The 17,723-nt window shown below is 75.1% G+C and carries 8 protein-coding genes; 6 read left to right on the top strand and 2 right to left on the bottom strand.

What is annotated here, in order from left to right:
- Nucleotides 1-39: 39 nt before the first annotated feature.
- Together OHA55_RS36085 and OHA55_RS36080 are read right to left on the bottom strand one after the other, a co-directional pair.
- A complete protein-coding gene (locus OHA55_RS36085; RefSeq protein WP_266714701.1) occupies nucleotides 40-2,871 on the bottom strand; it encodes a CHAT domain-containing protein in 2,832 nt (943 codons plus the stop codon).
- Between the two features lie 61 nt (nucleotides 2,872-2,932).
- On the bottom strand, nucleotides 2,933-3,118 hold the full coding sequence (locus OHA55_RS36080) for a hypothetical protein (protein WP_266714699.1): 186 nt from the start codon (nucleotides 3,116-3,118) through the stop codon (nucleotides 2,933-2,935).
- 162 nt (nucleotides 3,119-3,280) lie between these two features.
- Here OHA55_RS36080 and OHA55_RS36075 point away from each other — a divergent pair, with 162 nt between their 5' ends.
- From OHA55_RS36075 to OHA55_RS36050, 6 genes are all read left to right on the top strand, one after another.
- Entirely contained in the window at nucleotides 3,281-4,249 is a 969-nt protein-coding gene (locus tag OHA55_RS36075) for a hypothetical protein (RefSeq protein WP_266714697.1), read from the top strand.
- 247 nt (nucleotides 4,250-4,496) lie between these two features.
- Entirely contained in the window at nucleotides 4,497-5,357 is an 861-nt protein-coding gene (locus OHA55_RS36070) for a DUF4132 domain-containing protein (protein ID WP_266714695.1), read from the top strand.
- Complete coding sequence (locus OHA55_RS36065; protein ID WP_266714693.1) at nucleotides 5,354-10,558, top strand: hypothetical protein; 5,205 nt, start codon at nucleotides 5,354-5,356, stop codon at nucleotides 10,556-10,558. The genes OHA55_RS36070 and OHA55_RS36065 overlap by 4 nt, the downstream gene beginning before the upstream one ends.
- Nucleotides 10,555-11,778: an AAA family ATPase gene (locus OHA55_RS36060; RefSeq protein WP_266714691.1), complete on the top strand. Its 1,224-nt coding sequence runs from the start codon at nucleotides 10,555-10,557 to the stop codon at nucleotides 11,776-11,778. Before OHA55_RS36065 ends, OHA55_RS36060 begins: the two co-directional genes overlap by 4 nt.
- A 3-nt stretch (nucleotides 11,779-11,781) precedes the next feature.
- Nucleotides 11,782-15,726, top strand: a complete 3,945-nt coding sequence (locus tag OHA55_RS36055) for a DUF5682 family protein (protein ID WP_266714689.1) — start codon at nucleotides 11,782-11,784, stop codon at nucleotides 15,724-15,726.
- Nucleotides 15,723-17,549: a hypothetical protein gene (locus OHA55_RS36050; RefSeq protein WP_266714687.1), complete on the top strand. Its 1,827-nt coding sequence runs from the start codon at nucleotides 15,723-15,725 to the stop codon at nucleotides 17,547-17,549. Before OHA55_RS36055 ends, OHA55_RS36050 begins: the two co-directional genes overlap by 4 nt.
- Nucleotides 17,550-17,723: the final 174 nt, after the last annotated feature.

Here is a 17,723-nt window from a genome sequence, read left to right as displayed (position 1 = left end):
GGGCGATCCAGGGTCAACTACCTTACGGGGAACCAAGGTTCATGGTCCTGCGTGAATGTGGGCCGCCCAGAGCGAGGGTGTCACCGGATACAGGTCGCGCATGTCCCGTACCGCCTCGCGGACGGCGTGGGAGGCACGAGCGGCCACCGGTCGCGGCGCGCCCAGGCCCGCGTACACCCGCTCGGCGATCCGCGTGGACACCGTGTCGTCGATGCTCCACAGCGTCCCGACCACATGGCGGAACCCGGCGATCTGGAGCCCACCCGCGAGGTGGAGCGCCTCGTCGACCGCGGTGAACCCCGTCCGGGCCGTGTGGCACGCGGACAGGTACGCCAGTTCGGCGCCGGACAGGTCGAGGCGGGAGATCCCGGCGACGGTGAGCGGGTGGTCGAGGTGGTCGTGGACGAGCAGCCGGCTTCCCGAGCCCGCGCCCGGTTCGGCAGTGGCGTGTCCGCAGAAGTGCAGCCAGGTGTGGTCACGCAGAGCGGCGACGACGGCGTCGCGGGTGGCGCCGTCGCCGGTGAGCAGCCGGGCCCCGGGCAGCAGCCCGGTGAGTACGGCCGCCTCCTCGGCGGCTCCGGGCAGGGGTGGTGCCGCGGGCGCCTCGGGCACGGCGACCACCAGGAAGGAGGCCGCGCGGACGTCGGGGCGGCGACGGCTCCGTGCGAGGACCCGCAGGGAGGGCGTGTAGGAGGACACCGTGCGGTCGAGCACCGTTCGGCCCGTCCCCTCGTGGTGGTGTCCGGCGGCGTGCAGGGGGAGGAAGGCAAGTGGTCCGGTGGGTATCCACCACACGCGGGGCGGCGGGGTCGTGGACGGCCCGGTGATGCCGAGGCCTTCGAGCACGGGACCGGTCACCGTGTCCCACAGCCACCGGAGATGACCGTCGACCTCGTCCTCGGCCGACGCCTGGGCCTCCGGATCGGCTGCGGCGGGATCCTGGAGTCCGTCGAGAACGGTGAGCAGGTCCGCCGCCCGGTGGACGAGCTCGGGCAGCGCGAGACGGGGAAGCGGGACGACGCGCAGCCCCTCGGCGGTGACGGCGATCGCATCGCAGCGGTAGCGGCTGACGTTGACGACGACGACCGGGCCCTCCATGCCCTGGGACAGCAGCCGGTCGGGGTGCGGAGGGCTCATGAAGTCCTCGAAGCCCTGCCGGGACCGGACCTCGACGAGGAGCCGGTCCCATTCGGCCGCCAGCTCGTGGCGTTCGTCGGATGTCGTCTCCTCGTCCGCGGCGTCGAGCCGCGTACGCAGCCACGCGAGCCGATCGGCCGTCCGCGGTGCGTGGCCCCGTAGCTCCGTCAGCTCGTCGCCGTTCTTCATGCCCTGTCCGAGCAGGACACCGCGGCCGAGTTCCAGCAGGCCGAGCGCGAGGGCCGGGTCGCCGGCGGACAGCGCGCAGGCCGCCGAGTCGCCGGCCAGCAGCCCGGTCTCGGCGAGCGCCTGTTCGGCGTCGGCGGGGTGCAGGTGGAGAGGGACAAGAGCGGGCAGTTGGCCTATCGCACTGCTGTAGGCGGTGACCGCTTCCTCCGGCCGGCCGGCCGTCATCGCGGCGTGCCCCCACCCACGGGCTGCCCGGAGCCGTAGCCGGGGTGCGGCCGCGGGGTGGAGGGCGGCGGCCCGCAGGCAGGCGGTCGCTTCCGGGCGGTCACGGGCCGCCAGCACCAGCCCGAGTTGGTACTGGATCACGGCGTGCGCCGCGTGCTGGTCCGGGAGGATGGCCACCGCCCTCCGGAGCAGGACCTCGGCGCGGTCCGCGTCACCGCCGTCCGCGGTCAGTTCGTACCGTCGGGCGAGCGCGGAGGCGAGGTTGACCAGGGCGCCGGCCCGCGTGACGGCGGCGGCAGTGCCCCTGCTGCCGGCGTCAGGGGCGAGCTCACCCCCGGGCCGGAGTGCCGCCCCGGCGGTCGTGTCGACCGCTGCCTCCAGAGCGTCCATGCGCGCCCGGAGGTCCTCCGCGGCGGAGGCCAGTTCGAATCGGACGTCCAGCGCGTTGGCCAGGCCCTGCTGGAGCAGGGAATGGTCGCGGTGACCTGGAGGTGTGAGAGCCACGGCCTCGCGGTGTACGGCGATGGCCTCCTCCAGGTCCCTCTGGTCCCCGGTCCGTTCGTGGCGCAGCCGCAGGGCGAGGCCGAGATTGTGCAGCCTGCCCCCTCGGTCGTCCGGGCCACCCGCTTCGACTGCCGCGCGGGCCGTCCGTACCCCTTCCAGGAGGTCCTCAAGGCCTCCCGCACGCTCGTGGCGTTCTCGCAGCGAGGCCGCGAGCGCGCTGAGGATGCCTGCCCTGCCGGGGTGCCGGCTGCCCGCTGCGGTCCCGGCCTCGCGCAGGGCGCCGATGGCGGCGTCGAGGTCGCGCGGATCGCCCTCGCGCTCGTACCGGAGCCGCAAGGCCAGTCCCCACAGGGCCAGGGCGGAGGCCCGGATCGGACCCGCCCGCACGGGGGTGCTGTCGACCGCGGCCCTTGCCGCGTGGAGGGCCCGCTCCAGCAGCGCGGGATCCCGGTGGCGTTCGGCTACCGCGACTTGGTCGCCGGCCTGCTCATGAAGGAGGGCGATTCGCCGGTCCGTCGTTTCGGCCTCGGTCTCCGGTGGCCCCCCGGGGCCGAGGTAGCGCGCGAGGGCGGCGGCGACGACCGCGTCATCACGGCCGCGTTCCGCGCCCAGCACCAGGCTCCGGCACAGATGCAGGTCCGCTATGGCCCGAACCGCCTCCGGATCGGTCGAGGGATCGGCCACGAGACGCATCAACATCCGCACCTCGGCCAATGCCTGAGGCGAGAGTATCGCGTCCTGATCCAGACTGGACCGGTACAGCAGCACCCGGGCGCCAAGGGCCCGCACCAGATCGTCACGCCCCGCGCCGGTCACAGGAGTTACCGTACGAGGCGACGCGGACATCGGGAGGGGAAACAGGGTGACGGGTCAGGAATCATCCCAACTCACAAAATTGTGCGGCCAGTTCACGGGCATACGGGATGTCGTGGCCCGTCGCGGTCGGCTGCCCGCGCTGGAGACGATCCTGACCGAATTCCGAGCAGGTGGCGATGCGGCACAACTTGTCGCAGACGTAGACGAGTTGCTCCGCCAGTGCGGTATCGCCCGCGGCCTCGGTCAATTGCGTGCCCCCGGAGGGGCGAGCCTCCCCTACCTGGGCCCCGGGCATCCCCTGGAGGAGGCGCACGTGTGCCCGGCGGACCGCTGCGACCGCGTGGCGCTCGACGGCATGGGCAGGTGCGAGCTGTTCGCCCTTCCTCTGCGCCTGGTGAGGTGGTGAGCGATGACCGCGTTCCTGGCCACGCTCGGCGGCAAGCTCGCCGACACCTGGCTGTCTCTGCTCGTGCTGCCCGGTCTCCTCTACCTCGCCGTGTCCGCGGCAGGCTCGGTCCTCGGGCACCGTACCCCCTTCGAACACGGCCTGCTGATCGAGCGCATCGACACCATGGCCAAAACCCCCGCCACGCACTCCCCGGGAACGGTGGCCCTGGTTGCCGCGCTCATCCTCGCGGCCTCGGCCGGGGTCGGCCGACTGGCCGGCGCGCTCGGCGGCGGCGTCGAGCGCGGGTGGCTCGGTGACTGGCCACGGCCGCTGCGCCCGGCCGCACGCGCCCTGACCCGGCGTCGCACACGGAGGTGGAGCGCCGCCGACGCACGCTACCGGCAGGCACTGACCACGAGGGCCCTGCGCGTCTCCGCGGACACCCGCGCGTCCCACGCGCCGGACGCGTCCGACGGGCCGCCCACCCTCGACGACCCGGCGGACCGTCCGACCGCTCCGACCACCGCTGAACTGGGTGAGGCCCGCAATCTCATCGCCCTCGCCCGCCCGGCCCGCCCGACCTGGATGGGCGACCGGCTGCTGGCGGCGGACGCCCGGATCCACCGGTCCTACGCCATCGACCTCACCTCGGCCTGGCCCAGGCTCTGGCTCCTGCTCCCGGACACCGCACACGGCGAGATAAAGGCTGCCCGGACCGCACTCACCGGCGCGGCGCGCCGTGCCGCCTGGGGGCTGCTGTACGTACTGCCCGCCCTGTGGTGGTGGCCCGCGGCACTGATCGTGGCCGTCACCTGGACCGGGGCCTGGCGGCAGGCCCGGCTGGCGGTGCACGAATTCGCCGAGCTCGTCGAAGCGGCCGTCGACCTGCACGGCCGGGACCTGGCGACGGCCCTGGGCATCCCCTGCGAGGAGCGGCTCACCGCCGCCGAAGGCCGCGAGATCACCCGTACGCTCCGCAAGGGGGCATGACCCGCCGTCACACGGCGACGGAAGCGCGGGACGGCGACCACCTGCGGCGGGCCCCGGCGCGACGGTGGGTGAGGCATGCGGACGGCCTTTCGTGCATGCGGCCGCAGGACGAAGGGGGCGGTGCCCGGACGCGTTGTCACAGGGGCCGCCTAGAGTCTCCTCCACTGGTCACGGTGGGTCGCCGTCGACGGGATTCTTCAGCATGCCGCCGGTGCGGCGGCATGCCGGACAACGGGGAGAACAGCGCATGGGGTGGGTTTCGGCGGGCGACTACGAAGTCGCTCTGGAGGCGGGCAAGGTGGTCTGCCGCAATGAGAAGGGCCGGCGGCTGAAGTCCGTTCCGGCCAAGCTGAAGGACGACCCGGCGGTCGTCGGTCTCCGTCAGCTGACCGAATGGCTGGACCGGCACGAGCGCCGGTGCCTGAGCGACGTCGAGCAGTGGATGGTGCGTTCGTTGCCCGTTCCCACCGCTGTGCTCGCCCGGGTCTGGCCCGACCCGGCGTGGCAGGCGGCCCTGCGGGACATGGTGGTCACCGGCGCGGACGGCGGGGTCGCCGGGTTCCTCCGCGACGTCGACGCCGAGCGCGGTCTCGGCCTCGTCGACCTGGACGGCGACACGGTCCGCATCACCCCGGACGTCGTCAGCGTGCCCCACCCCGTCCTGCTGGAAGACCTCGACGAGCTGCGGGAGTTCGCCGTCGAGCTGGAAGTGCGCCAGAACGTGGAGCAGTTGTTCCGCGAGGTGTGGCACCGACCGGCCGGCCTCGCCCCGGACACCACCTCCGTGGACACCTACGCCGGCGGCGTGTTCAAGGAACTGCGCTTCCTGCACGGCCGCGTCACCCAGCTCGGGTACCGGTCGCGCGGCGGGTACGCGGTCTGCCCGGTCGTCGAAGACGGCGCCGGTGTCGAGGCGCGCATCTGGATCGGCGAGCACGACGGATACGACGCGCACGACACCGAGACGGGCCCGCTGGGCTGGACCGATGCCTCGGGGCGCGCGCTGACGGCGGCCGAGGTCGGCGCCGTGGCGTGGTCCGAAGGCATGCGCATGGCGGCGGCGCTCCACGCCGGACGCGACGTGCAGGACGAGGAGCGGGCGGCATGAGCACCACGACGACGAACACCGAAACGCATACGGCCGCAGCGGGCACGCCGCCCCTTCCCGCCCAGAACCGGGGTGGCGGCGCCTCGGCCCCCGCCGCCGAACGCCGCGCGGCGGCCCTGCTCGACGCGGGTGCGATCCTCCCGGCCGGCAGCACCGACCGGGACGGCGCCGACACGCTGACCGCCCGCACCTACACGCACACCGCCCTCGAGGACCGCCCGGTGATCCGGCTCGTGCCCGGCACGCTGGGCGAGGCCGAGGACCTGGCACTGGAATTCCTGGGGCTGGCCCGTACCGCGGAGGCCCCCGTCGTGGGACAGGTCCGCCGCGAGACGCTGGGCTTTCCGGCGTGGGCCCTCGCCAACGACCCGGCCAACGGGCACCACGCCCTCGCCCTGGTCAAGGACATCGAGCGGCTGGGCCGACAGGCCAAGACCCGCGCCGGCGCGGCCAAGGAGGGCTTCGACGAGCTCGGTGCCCGGCTCGGCCGCGCCGTGCCGCACTTCCTCCCCACCTACTGCGAGCAGGTGGCACGCCTCTTCCTCCAGGCCGAGAACGCCACCTACGCAGCCTCCTTCTTCGGCAAGGCCCGCGAAGCCGAACGGGTCCACGGCCTGACCGTGGACGAGGACCGGCAGCGGGCCGTCTTCCTCGAGTTCGCCCTCGCCGGCGCGCTGACCGTCAAGGCGCTGCGGCAGTACGTGCGCGATCTGGTGGCCCGGCTCGAACCGGCGGACGCCTGGGCGCAGTTCCGCCGGTTGCTGGTCGAGCGCTGCGCGGCCGGCATGCCACCGTACGCCGCGCTGCCGCAGGACGTACGCACCCTGGTCAAAGCCGCCGGGCTGGACCGCGAGAGTGCCGAACGCGAGCTGGTGGCCGACCTGATCGGCTCTCCCGGAGTCGTCCGGGCCCCCGCCTCGTTCTGGGCCACCTACGGCTCCGCCCTCATCGCCCTCGCGCGGGCGGACGTGTCCGTGCGGGTCCGGCTGCTCGGGTTCTTCCCGGAGACCTTCGACGAGAGCGGCCGGGACACGGACGGCGAGTCCGGCTGGCTCGCGCTGCTGGCCGAGTCCGGCGCCGAGGAACTGCTGACCGCCCACCCGGACGCGTCCGACCGGACCGCGTCCGACTCCGCCGCCCCACTGGACCCGTCCGTCTCCCCGGCGGACTGGCTCGCACGCTGGGAGGTGTACCGACGGCGCAACCGGGCCACGTCGGGCCGCAGCACGCGCACCCTGGACCTCGTCCTGCGGATGGCGGACCGGCTGCGCGCCGACAATCGCCCCGTCGAGCTGTTCCAGGGCCGCTGGCGGCGCACCGCCGACCTGGACCTCCTCGACCTCTGCCTGGCCTCCGGGGTCCCCGTGGCCGAGCCGGACGACGAGGAAACGGGTCGCGGAGACGAGCGGTCGCACTGCCTTTCGCTGGATCAGTGGCTCGCCGACGACGCGCCCGGGCGGCGGGATCTCGCCGGCGTCGCCGCACACCCGGGCTTCCGCGACCTCCTGCGCCGGAACGTCGGCGGCCTCGGTCACGGGCACGGTCAGCGGCTGAGCGACGCCGGCCTGGCAGGACTGGCCTCGCACCCGGTGCTCTCGGTCCTTCTGCGCGAGTGGCTGACCAGTTGTGCCGAGGAGTACACCGCCGCGCGAGGACTTCCCGGGCTGCGCACGGCCCTCAACAAGCTCTCGCCGTTCCGCGCCGTCGTCGCGGACGTCGCCCCGGAGGCCGCCGGCCTGCTCGGGCGGCACGACGTCGTACCGCTGCTCGTCTCCACCCTGCGTACGGGGGTCTTCGACGAACTCGGCTGGCCCGCACTCGACGAGACCTACGACGAACTGGCCGCCGAGGCCGCCACCGCGTCGCGGGGGCGGAACGGCAGGTCGCAGAACGTCAGTGTCACCGGCGCCTGGCCCGCGCTGATCCTGAGCACGCTCGAACGGGCCGTCGTCGTCGGTCCGGATGGTGTTCTGCTGCGCCACACCCTGCGGCTGCCGACCACCACCGACCCCTGGCGGACGGCTGCCTTCCGTTTTGTCGACGGCGAGTTGCTGGTGATCTGGTGGGAGGACGGCAAGCAGCTCGGCTACTGGTCGCACCGCCCCGCCGAAGTGTTCACCGTAGGCGGCGAACAGGTCCCCCGCTGGAGCGGCTCCGGTCTCGCGGACGTGGTCTGCGTGCCGCTGCCCGGCGGCGGCCGTGCCACCGGAGCCAAGGCCTTGCACGCGGGCGACACCGTCCTCCCGCCCCGGCGCGCCGTCCTCTCCGACGGCACCGGTCACTGGCGGGAGGGCCACCAGGGCACCCAGCGGGTGTGGCTGGAGTACGACCCGGCCGACGGCACACACGGCCGCGCGTCCCTCCCCGCCTTCCTCCGCTCCGGCGCGCGGGAGGGAACCCGGCTGATCGCCGAGCACTGCCAGGTGCTGCCCCTCCAGCCCGGCCTGGAGACCACCCCGTTCGGCACGGACGGCGTGGTCCTCGGCCGCTGGGTGCGCCGCAGCGTCACCGAGCCCGGCGCGGCCGAACCGGCCGACGGGGGCCGCACCGCCGCCGGTACCCCCGACGGCCACACGGTCGTCCTGCCGCATCCGCTGCCCGACGGCGCCTCCGTGGTACCGCTCGGCGCCCTCGCCCTGCCCGGCGGTTCACGGCCCGTCGCGGTCCTGCGCCACCGCTCCGTCGAAGCGCACCCGGCGGACACCGACGGCACCGCCGGCCTGTGGTCCGTCGGTACCGATTCCTCCGGCGGCAACGACGCGGCGGGCACCCCCTACGTGCCCCCCGTCGCCTACTGGCACGCCCTGCGCCCGAGGGACGAGCGGGGCTCAGCCGCCCTGCGGAACCTGACGGACTCCCGGACCCAGACGCTGTTCGACGAGGTCGCCGCCGCCGTCGCCCGGCACCTGGAGGCATTCCGGGCGGCCGAGAAGTACACCGGCCCCTCGTCGCGGGAGATGAGCGAGGAGGCCGTCGCCAGGGTGCTGCCCGAGGTGTCCGACCCACGGCTCCTCGCGGGCGTCACCGCGCTCGTGCGGAACGCGGTGGACCGGGCCGTCGCGGTCGCCCGGTACCTGGAACCGCCCGCACCCGAGCGGCCGGCCACCCCCCGGAACACCGCGCGCACCCAGGGCATGTTCTTCGACCACGAGCCCGAGCACGGCGACGACACGACCCTGCGGACGGCCACCGCCTGGGGCTCCGAGCGGATGCGCGGCACCTGGTGGGGAGCCGGAACCCGGTGGACGGCCATCCGGCAGATCCTCGCCGTCAACCACGTCCTCGGCGGTGAGCCTGCGTTCGGCCCGCCCACGCCGTCGAAGGTCCCCTTCACGTCCGTGGACGGCTGGCGGCGCGACGAGTACACGGTGCCCGGCGAATCCCTCGCCTGGACGTCCCTCCTCGACGAACTGCCCGAACTTGCCTACCGGACAGCCTCGGAGGCCACCGCACCCGAGCACCGCACCGCACTCCTCGTCCTCCTGGAAGCACTCGCCGCAGGCCCGCTGGCCGACCCGGCGGGCACGGTCCGGCAGGTGGAACTCATCGAACCGCTCGACACGACGACACTCGGGAGGTCAGGTCGCCCCGAGGCCGTGCACCGCCTCGGCCAGGTGCTGCGCAAGGGCGACCGTACCGTCGTGGTCCTCGCCGAACACGGGCGCAACTCCCGCGGCGACGCGGCACGCTGGCTCGCCCTGGACCACGACCCGACCGGAGCCTTCGGCCCCGTCCCCGGCTTCACACTGGACCGTGAGCACGTCCACCGGCAGGGCATCGCCCGGGACCGGCTCACGCGGCTCACCGCCCTCGTGCGGGAAAAGGGCGCTGCGCCCTGGCGACCGGAGGCCGCCGAGGAGTTCCACTCGGCCACCGGAATCGGCCTGCTCCAGGCCACCGCGCTGGTGTCGGCAGCCGTAAGGGAGCCCGGCGCCGAGGCGTTGGCCCTGCTCGCCTCGAAGACACGTGCCTTCGAGGCGGCCCAGGAGAAGCTGGACGCCCTGCCCCGCGACGACCGGCGCGCCGTGCTGAGGGCGCTCCTGCCCGAGGACCCGGCCGAGCTGTGGTCCACCGGCCCCGACGTCCCGGCCGCCGCCGAGGTGTGGCGCGAGCGCCTGGGCTCCCTCGTCCGCGTCCCCGAGGAACTGGACCTCGACCTCACCGGCGCCATGACCGCCTCCGTCGACCTGATCCTCAACGCGGGCACCCGGAGCTGGCTCGGCCACGGCGCCCCCGTGCCGGACGGCAGCGCCCGTCCGCCCCTGCACCTGGTGAACGCGCGCGGTGACGTCCACACCGCCCTGACCGCCCTGCGCACCCTCGCGTACACGCTGCCGTACGGACACCCCCTGCGGGCGCACCTGCCCGTCGGGCTCGCTGCCCTGCGCACCCGGCTCGCCGACCCCGGCCTGGTGCTGGACCTGGGGCTGGACTGGACGGAGTCGGGGTTCTCCCTCGGCACCGCGATCCGTCACGCGCACGGGCTCCCCGAGTCCGGCGGCGCCGGGGCAGACGGACTGGTCCGGGCCGGATCGGCACTGCTCCTCGCCCCCGGTTACGGCGACAGCGAGAGGCTGCTGATCCGCCCGGCAGGCCTCGAAGGACCCGACGACCCGGCGTTCGGCCTGGTCGAGGGCATCGTCGGCCGACAGCGCACCGGCGATCTCCTTGCCCTCCGCGCCCTGCTGAGCCAGGAGAGCGACCGCCTGGCCGAGGCGGGGGCACCCGACGGCTCCGCGCACCGTCCGGCCCAGGACCCGACGCGTGCGGTGCCGGACCTGGTGGCCGAGGCGGCCGACGCCCTCGCCCTGAGCACGGACGCCGCCGCCCTCTACCTGATGCTGCTCGCCCTGCCCGACCCCACGGACCGCAACTGCGTCCGCTGGACCGGGTGGAAGCCCGCACGGATCAAGAAGGCCCGCACGGAACTCGCCGCCACCGACCTCGTCGTGGAGGCGAAGCGCTCCCGGGCCGGCCGCACCCTCTTCCTTCCCTGCGGCTGGCTGGAACGCGGCGCCCCCGGGCTGCCGCTGGAGACCTGGAAGGAAGCGCTGTACCCCGTGACCGGGCCCGCCAGGATCCTGCCCCACCTCGCCGTCCCCGAACTCTTCGCAGCCGCCTGGGCACGGGTCCGCGGCGCGGACGCCCCCGCCTTCGAAGAACTGGACACCCGCACCACCCGGAAGGGCCGCCGCCGATGACGAACGACACCACGACCACCCCGGACAGCACCACGACGGAAGGCGTCCCGCACCAGGCGACGGCGGCCGGCCGCGCGCCGCGGCAGATCACGCCGCCCGAGGACCGGTACGCCACCGAACTGGCCTTCCTCGCCGCCCACGACTCCGGGCCCCGCCCGCCCGGCTGGCTGCTCACCCCCCGTGCCGTCGTCACCTTCGTGATGGGCAGCTCGGGCGACGCACTGGGTCTGCCGAAGAACGCCCGGCCCGCGGAGGGGGTGCCGCGCCGACTGGTGATCGAGCAGAAGTTCGTCGGCGAGCGCGCCCTGGTCGAACGCTGTGTGGTCACCCTCGCCGGGGAACGCGGGCTCCTCCTCGTGGGCGAACCCGGCACCGCCAAGTCGATGCTCTCCGAGCTGCTGTCGGCCGCCGTCTGCGGCACCAGCGCGCTCACCGTGCAGGGCACCGCGGGCACCACCGAGGACCAGCTCAAGTACGGCTGGAACTACGCGCTGCTGCTCGCCCAGGGACCCACCGAGAAGGCCCTGGTGCCGTCCCCGGTCCTCGCCGCCATGACCCGCGGCGCGGTCGCCCGCGTCGAAGAGGTCACCCGCTGCCTGCCGGAGGTCCAGGACGCCCTCGTGTCCCTGCTCTCCGAGCGGCGGATCGCCGTGCCCGAACTGGCCGGCGGCGAGGGCGCCCAGCTGCACGCGGCCCCCGGCTTCACCCTCATCGCCACCGCCAACCTCCGGGACAAGGGCGTGTCGGAGATGTCCGCGGCGCTGAAGCGGCGCTTCAACTTCGAGACGGTGGGGCCCATCGGGGACGTCGACGCCGAGACGGCTCTCGTGCGGCGCCAGTCGCGTACCGCCGTCGAACGTGTGGGCGCCGCCTACCAGGTGGACGACGCGGTCCTCGAAGCCCTCGTCACCGCCTTCCGGGACCTGCGCGACGGCCGCTCCGTGGAGGGCTGGGAGGTCGAGCGTCCCTCCACGGTGATGAGCACGGCGGAGGCGGTCTCCGTCGCGGGCTCGCTGGGCCTGGCCGCGGCCTATTTCCCCGGCGACCGGGACGTCCTCTCCCTGCTGCCCGGTCACCTGCTCGGGGTCGTCCGCAAGGACGACCCCGCCGACGCGGCACGGCTGCTGGGGTACTGGGACGGGCCGGTGCGCAGGCGCGCGGAGCAGGGTTCGGCCACCTGGCGTGCCCTGTGGGACCTGCGCCAGGTGCTGGAGAACTGACGGATGAACGAGTCGAAGGTCCCCGGGCCGGGGACGAGGACCGGAGCGGGTGGCACCGTCGAGGCGTCGCGCACCGGCGGTCGGCCGACCGGTTCCCCGGCGGCGGGCCCGGCGGAAGGACCTCGCACCGCGGAAGCCGCGGCCGAGGCCCTCGCGGCGGCCGGTCCCGGGGCGCCGTTCCTGATCGGGGTGCGCCACCACGCGCCCTCGCTGGCGGCCGCCCTGCCGGCGCTGCTCGACGCGGCGGCACCCGACGTCCTTCTCGTCGAACTGCCCGCCGAGTTCCAGCCCTGGCTGAGCTGGCTCGCCCACGAGGAGACCGAGGCCCCGGTGGCGCTGGCCGCCGTGCCCGCCGACAGCCCCGGCGGCAGCACCGGCGGGGGCCTGCCAGGTGAACGGGTCCCGGCCTTCTACCCGTTCGCGGACTTCTCGCCCGAACTGGTCGCTCTGCGCTGGGCGGCGAGAAACGGCGTCCCCGCCGTGGCCTGCGATCTCCCGCTGGCCGACCGGGCGTGGGCGGAGGGCGGCGACGTAGACCCCGCCCCTGCTCCCGGCGCCGCTTCCGCCACCGCACCGGGGGAGGGGTACGGGCTCTCCGCCGCGCTCCGGTCCCGGCTCACCGGCCGGGACGGCGACGACCTGTGGGACCGGCTGGTGGAGGCCCACGCGCCGGGTTCGACACCCGAGGCGCTCCGCCGTGCGGCCCTGCTCACCGGCTGGGCGCTGCGCCACGAGGCCGAGGCCGGCGGCGGGGTGCGCGGCACGGACCTGATGCGCGAGGCCTGCATGCGCGGACACGTCGCCGAGGCCCTGGCGAGTGGACGGCGGCCCGCCGTGGTGGTGGGGGCCTTCCACACCCCGGTGCTGCTGCCGTCGGCCGTCGGGGCCGCCGCGGAGCCTGAAGCGCCCGACCCGGCCTCCGTGGAGCCGGAAGGCCCGGCCGCCGCGCCGGAGCCGGGCGCGGCCGGTCACGCCGGGGGCGCCGCCGGGACGGCCGCGTGCACGGTCTCCCTGATCCCCTACACGTACCCGCTGCTCGACTCACGGTCCGGCTATCCGGCCGGCATCCGGGACCCGGAGTGGCAGCACACCGTCCTGGAGGCCGCCGGGGACCCGGCGGCGGTGCACGAGGCCCTGATCCGTACCGCGGTACGGATCTGCGCCGCACTGCGCGAACAAGGCCACCCCTACGGCCCCGCGGACGGCCGGGAGATCGTCCGGGTCGCGGCCGACCTGGCCCTGCTGCGCGATCTGCCCGCGCCGGGCCGCGGTGAACTCCTCGAAGCCGCGCAGACGGTGCTGGGACGCGGCGAGACGTACGGCACGGGCCGCGCGGTGGCGCAGGCCCTCGAACGCGTACTCGTCGGAGTCCGCACAGGACGGCCCGCACCCGCCGCTCCGCGCAGCGGACTGAGCCCCGCCGTCGAGGCGGAGACCGCGGCGCTCGCGCTTCCCGGGCCGCAGGACACGCACGAGAAGGCACCGCGTGACCTCCGGCTCGACCCGGCGCGCTCCACCCTGGACCGCCGCCGCGACCTGCTGCTGCGCAGGCTGACGGTGTGCGGCATCCCCTACGCGCGGGAGCAGGGGGTGACCGGCGCGGCGGGCGGTGAGGGACTGACGACGCGTTGGCAGGTGCGGTGGACCCCGGCGACGGCCGCGATGCTCACCGCGGCCGGGGCCCGCGGCGTCACCCCGGCCCAGGCGGCCGAGGGTGTCCTGCGGCAGCGCCACGCGGCCGAGCGCGCGGAGGGCGGCCCGACGGCCGCCCAGGTCGTCCGCGGCCTCGCGGACGCCGCCGCCTGCGGGCTGCCCGCCCTGGCCGACGAACGGCTGACCGAGCTGTCGGCCGTACTCCCCGCGAGCGGCACCCTTCCCGAACTCCTCGCCGGGCTCGACCTGCTGGACCGCATCGACGCGGGCCATCTGCCGGGCCTGACCGCACCCGACGGTCCCGAGGGCCTTGCGGACGGCTCCGCGGACCCGGGCGGACCGGACGTCCCGGACGGCCCTGCGGACCCGGGCGGACCGGACGGCCCTGCGGCCCTGCGAAAGGCCGACGACGGAAGGGCGGCCCGCGCCGCGCATGCGGTGGAACCTCTGACCTCCGCCGCGGTGCGCCAGGTCGACGGGCTGACCGGCTCCGGGGAGCCCGCGGACGCCCGTGCCCTGCTCGAACTGGCTCAGCGGGCCGACCGGCTGGGCGGCATCCGGCTCACCGACGCCCTCGCCAGGCTGGCCGTCGACGGCGCCCCGCTGATCGCCGCTGCCGCCGGAGCGGTCAGGGTGCTCACCGGCCACGAAGAGGCCGAGGGCTTCGGGGAGCGCGTCGCCTCCTGGGTGGACGCGGCCGTGGACGGCACCTCCCGGAGCACACTGACCGCCCGGCTCACCGGTCTCCTGACGGTCGCGGGCCCGCTCCTGACCGTTTCGCCCGGCGCCCTGGACCCGTTGCTGGACCGGGTCGTCGAGTTGGACGACACCGCGTTCCTGGACAGGCTGCCCGCCCTGCGCGGCGGCTTCGACACCCTGAGCCCGGCCGCCCGGGACCGGCTGTTGGACACCGTCGAGGAGCGGCTGGGCGAACGGGTGGACACCCTCGACGCTGACGATCCCGCCGAGCAGGCCCGCCGGACGGCCGCCGACCTCGCGGCCCGCGAGCTCCTGACCGGGCTCGGCCTCCCCGTCGCACCACCCGCCCGCGACGACCGGCTCCCACAGCCGTCCGGCCGGCCCTGCGCGACGCACCCCACCGAACTCCCCGACCCCTCCGGGACCGGGGCAGTCACCGCCCCGGCGGGCCCGGCCGATGAAGAGGTTCCCGCCCGGACCCTCGCACCCGCCGACCGCTGGCGGCTCGTGCTCGGCCGGAGCACCGACCGTCTGCCGTCCGGCGCGGCCCGACTGGCGACCGCGCTGGACGAACTCTACGGCGCGGGACACGGCGAGGGTTCGCGCGGCGGCCTGCCCGCCCCCGGCCACGGCTCCGGAGCGCGCGGCGGCCGCGAACCGTCGTTCCCCGGCGTACGCGAATGGTCCGAGGAACTGGCCGCGCTGTTCGGCCCCGGCGTCCGCGAGGAGGTCCTCGCCGCAGCGGCCGTGACCGGGCGGCAGGACGTCCTCGCCGCACTCGACCCGACGGCCGTGACCCCTTCCGTGGAACTGCTCCGGACGATCCTGCGGTACGCAGGCGGCCTGCCCGAAGCCCGCCTGGCGGCGCTCCGCCCGCTGGTGCGCCACCTGGTCGACGAACTGACCCGGCAACTCGCCACCCGGCTGCGGCCCGCGCTGACCGGTACGGCCACGGCCCGGCCCACCCGACGCCCGGGCGGCCGACTCGACCTGCCGCGCACGTTGCGCGCCAATCTGGCCACCGCCCGACGCGCGGACGACGGCACGGTCCAGGTGATCCCCGAGAAGCCCGTCTTCCGCGGTCGCGCCCGCCGGTCGGCCGACTGGCGCCTCATTCTCGTCACCGACGTCTCCGGATCCATGGAAGCCTCCACGATCTGGTCCGCGCTGACCGCGTCCGTGCTCGCCGGGGTACCGGCCCTGAGCACCCACTTCCTGGCGTTCTCCACGGAGGTCGTCGACCTCACCGGCCATGTGCACGACCCTCTTTCCCTCCTGCTGGAAGTGAGCGTGGGCGGGGGGACGCACATCGCCGCCGGGCTGCGGCACGCCCGCGGACTGATCGAGGTGCCCACCCGCACCCTCGTCGTCGTCATCAGCGACTTCGAGGAGGGCGCTCCGCTCGCCGGGCTGCTGGCCGAGGTGCGGGCTCTGGTGAACACCGGCTGCCACGTCCTCGGGTGCGCGAGTCTCGACGACGCCGGCCGGCCCCGCTACTCGACGGGAGTCGCCGGACAGCTCGTGGCAGCCGGCATGCCGGTAGCGGCCCTCAGCCCACTCGAACTGGCCCGCTGGATAGGGGAGAAGACCGCATGAACGACGACCGGTTGCCGCCCGTCGCGCCGGAGGTCACGGCCGGACTCGTGGAGGGACTCTCGCCCCGGCTGCGCAAGCGGCTGGACGCGGCGGTGGCCAAGCTCGGCTCCCGCCCGGCCCACCGCGAGGGGGCCACGGTGACGATCGAGGTCGACGGCGAGACCGAGTTGCGACTGCACGCCCCGGGCGGCGTGGTGGCGACGGCGGACGACATCACCTGCGGTTGCCTCCTCGCCCCGGCATGCGTCCACCGGGCGGCAGCCGCCTGCGCCGCTCCCACGGCGGACCCGGTGGGGGAGACGTCCGACCAGCACACCCCTCCGGTCTCCGACGCCGCCCGCGACCCTGAACCGGACCACGCTTCCCCGACCGAGGCGGCGAGCCCGGCTCAGCGCGCCGCCGCCGACGCCCTGTGGTCGGCGGGAGCCTCCGTGCTGGAGGCCGGTGTCGACGGGGCCGGGGCCGTCACCCAGGCGGTCCTCCTGCGAGCCGCGCACACGGCCCGGCTCCGCCACCTGTCCCGTGCCGCGGGCGCCGCCCTGTCCGTCGTCACGCTGCTGCGCGCGGCCCGCGCCGGGGATCCGTCCTACCGCACCGCCGACCTCGTCACGGCCCTGGCGGAACTTCTCGGCACCGCACACCGTGTTCGTACGGCGTCCGGGGCGGAACTGGCCGCCGTCAGAGGCCGCGTGCGCCGCCCGTACCGTCCGGACGGCTCGCTTCGTCTGTACGGCCTGTTCACCGAACCCGTGGTCACCGACTCGGGGCACGGCGGCGTCCGTACCTGGGTCGCCGGAGCCGACGGCCGCCTCCTCACGGTCGGTGATGTGGCGCCCGGCGGCGTGGGGCGTGCCCTCGGTGTCGCCGACCGGGCCGTGCGCCTGGGGGACAGCGCACTCACCCACCGGGAGCTGGGCCGGGCCGGTCTGGCCGTTTCCGGGGCGACGGTCTCCCCGGACGGCAGACTGGGCGCAGGGAAGGGCGTCAAGGCCGTCACCGCACGGGGCGCCGCGTGGACGGAGCCGCCGCTCGCCGCCCTGTGGGAGACGCCGCCGTCCGAACAGGCCGCCCGCGCCCTGCGGTCCACCTCCCGCTATGCGGACCCGGACGGCGGCGGCAGCGACTTGCTCTTCCTGGACGTCGAACTCCTCGGCGCGGTACGGGAGCCGGGCGGAACCTGCCTGCTCGCACGGTGCGAGGGAGACATTTCCGTCCGGCTCACCGTCGCCGACGACGACCCGGCGCTGGCCCACCGCGACAACGTGACACTGCTGGCCGCGGCGCCGGGGACCCGGCTGAGGACCATCGGCCGCCTGGTTCCCGCCCTCCACCCCCGGCTCACCCTCCTCGCGTGCTCGCACCCCACCGGCGACGGCACGGTCGACCTCGGTTTCGATCGGCTGAGCCGCGCCGACCTCCCGGACCCGGCCGCCCCCGCACACCTCGCCCCGTCGCAGCCCGCCGGCCCGCAATCACCCCTGTACCTCTTGGAGCGCAGGGTCGAACAGACGGTTCCGGCCGGCCGAGCCGCTCTCGGCATGGTGGGCGACGTCACCGCCGAGAACCGGCGGCTTCGCCGGGCCGGTCTTCCCACGGCCGCCGCACTCCTCACCGGCCTGTGCACCTCGGCGGCCCAGCGCGATCGCGATCTCTTCGGCCGCCTGCTCCCCGCCGACACCGACGGGTTCGCCGCCTATTGGCTGGCCGCCGCCCGCTACACGGCCTCGGTGGCCGAGTCCCTGTGCTCGGCGGCCTGGAGCCCGACGCGTGAGGGCCCGGCGACGGTGTCGTCCGTTCCGGTCCACGAGACGGCGCAGGGCTGAGACACGGACCGCCCGGGAGCCGCTGACGCCTGCGGGACGGAGCCCGGTGTCCTGCGGCCTCGTCCGGGCGATCGGGAGGTGCCCGCAGCCGGGGGGCCCCGGACGCGTGACGCCGATCGCCACCGCTCCCGGCCGAACTGGGTGGTACGGCCACGGAGCTCCCGGCAGTACCGG

The organism is Streptomyces sp. NBC_00102, assembly GCF_026343115.1.
GTDB lineage: Bacteria > Actinomycetota > Actinomycetes > Streptomycetales > Streptomycetaceae > Streptomyces.
This window is presented reverse-complemented; position numbering and strand designations above follow the sequence as displayed.

Excerpts from the sequence above, each read along its gene's own strand:
- OHA55_RS36075 (WP_266714697.1), top strand. The coding sequence starts at position 3,281 with ATGACCGCGTTCCTGGCCACGCTCGGCGGCAAGCTCGCCGACACCTGG.
- OHA55_RS36070 (WP_266714695.1), top strand. The coding sequence starts at position 4,497 with ATGGGGTGGGTTTCGGCGGGCGACTACGAAGTCGCTCTGGAGGCGGGC.
- OHA55_RS36065 (WP_266714693.1), top strand. The coding sequence starts at position 5,354 with ATGAGCACCACGACGACGAACACCGAAACGCATACGGCCGCAGCGGGC.
- OHA55_RS36060 (WP_266714691.1), top strand. The coding sequence starts at position 10,555 with ATGACGAACGACACCACGACCACCCCGGACAGCACCACGACGGAAGGC.
- OHA55_RS36055 (WP_266714689.1), top strand. The coding sequence starts at position 11,782 with ATGAACGAGTCGAAGGTCCCCGGGCCGGGGACGAGGACCGGAGCGGGT.
- OHA55_RS36050 (WP_266714687.1), top strand. The coding sequence starts at position 15,723 with ATGAACGACGACCGGTTGCCGCCCGTCGCGCCGGAGGTCACGGCCGGA.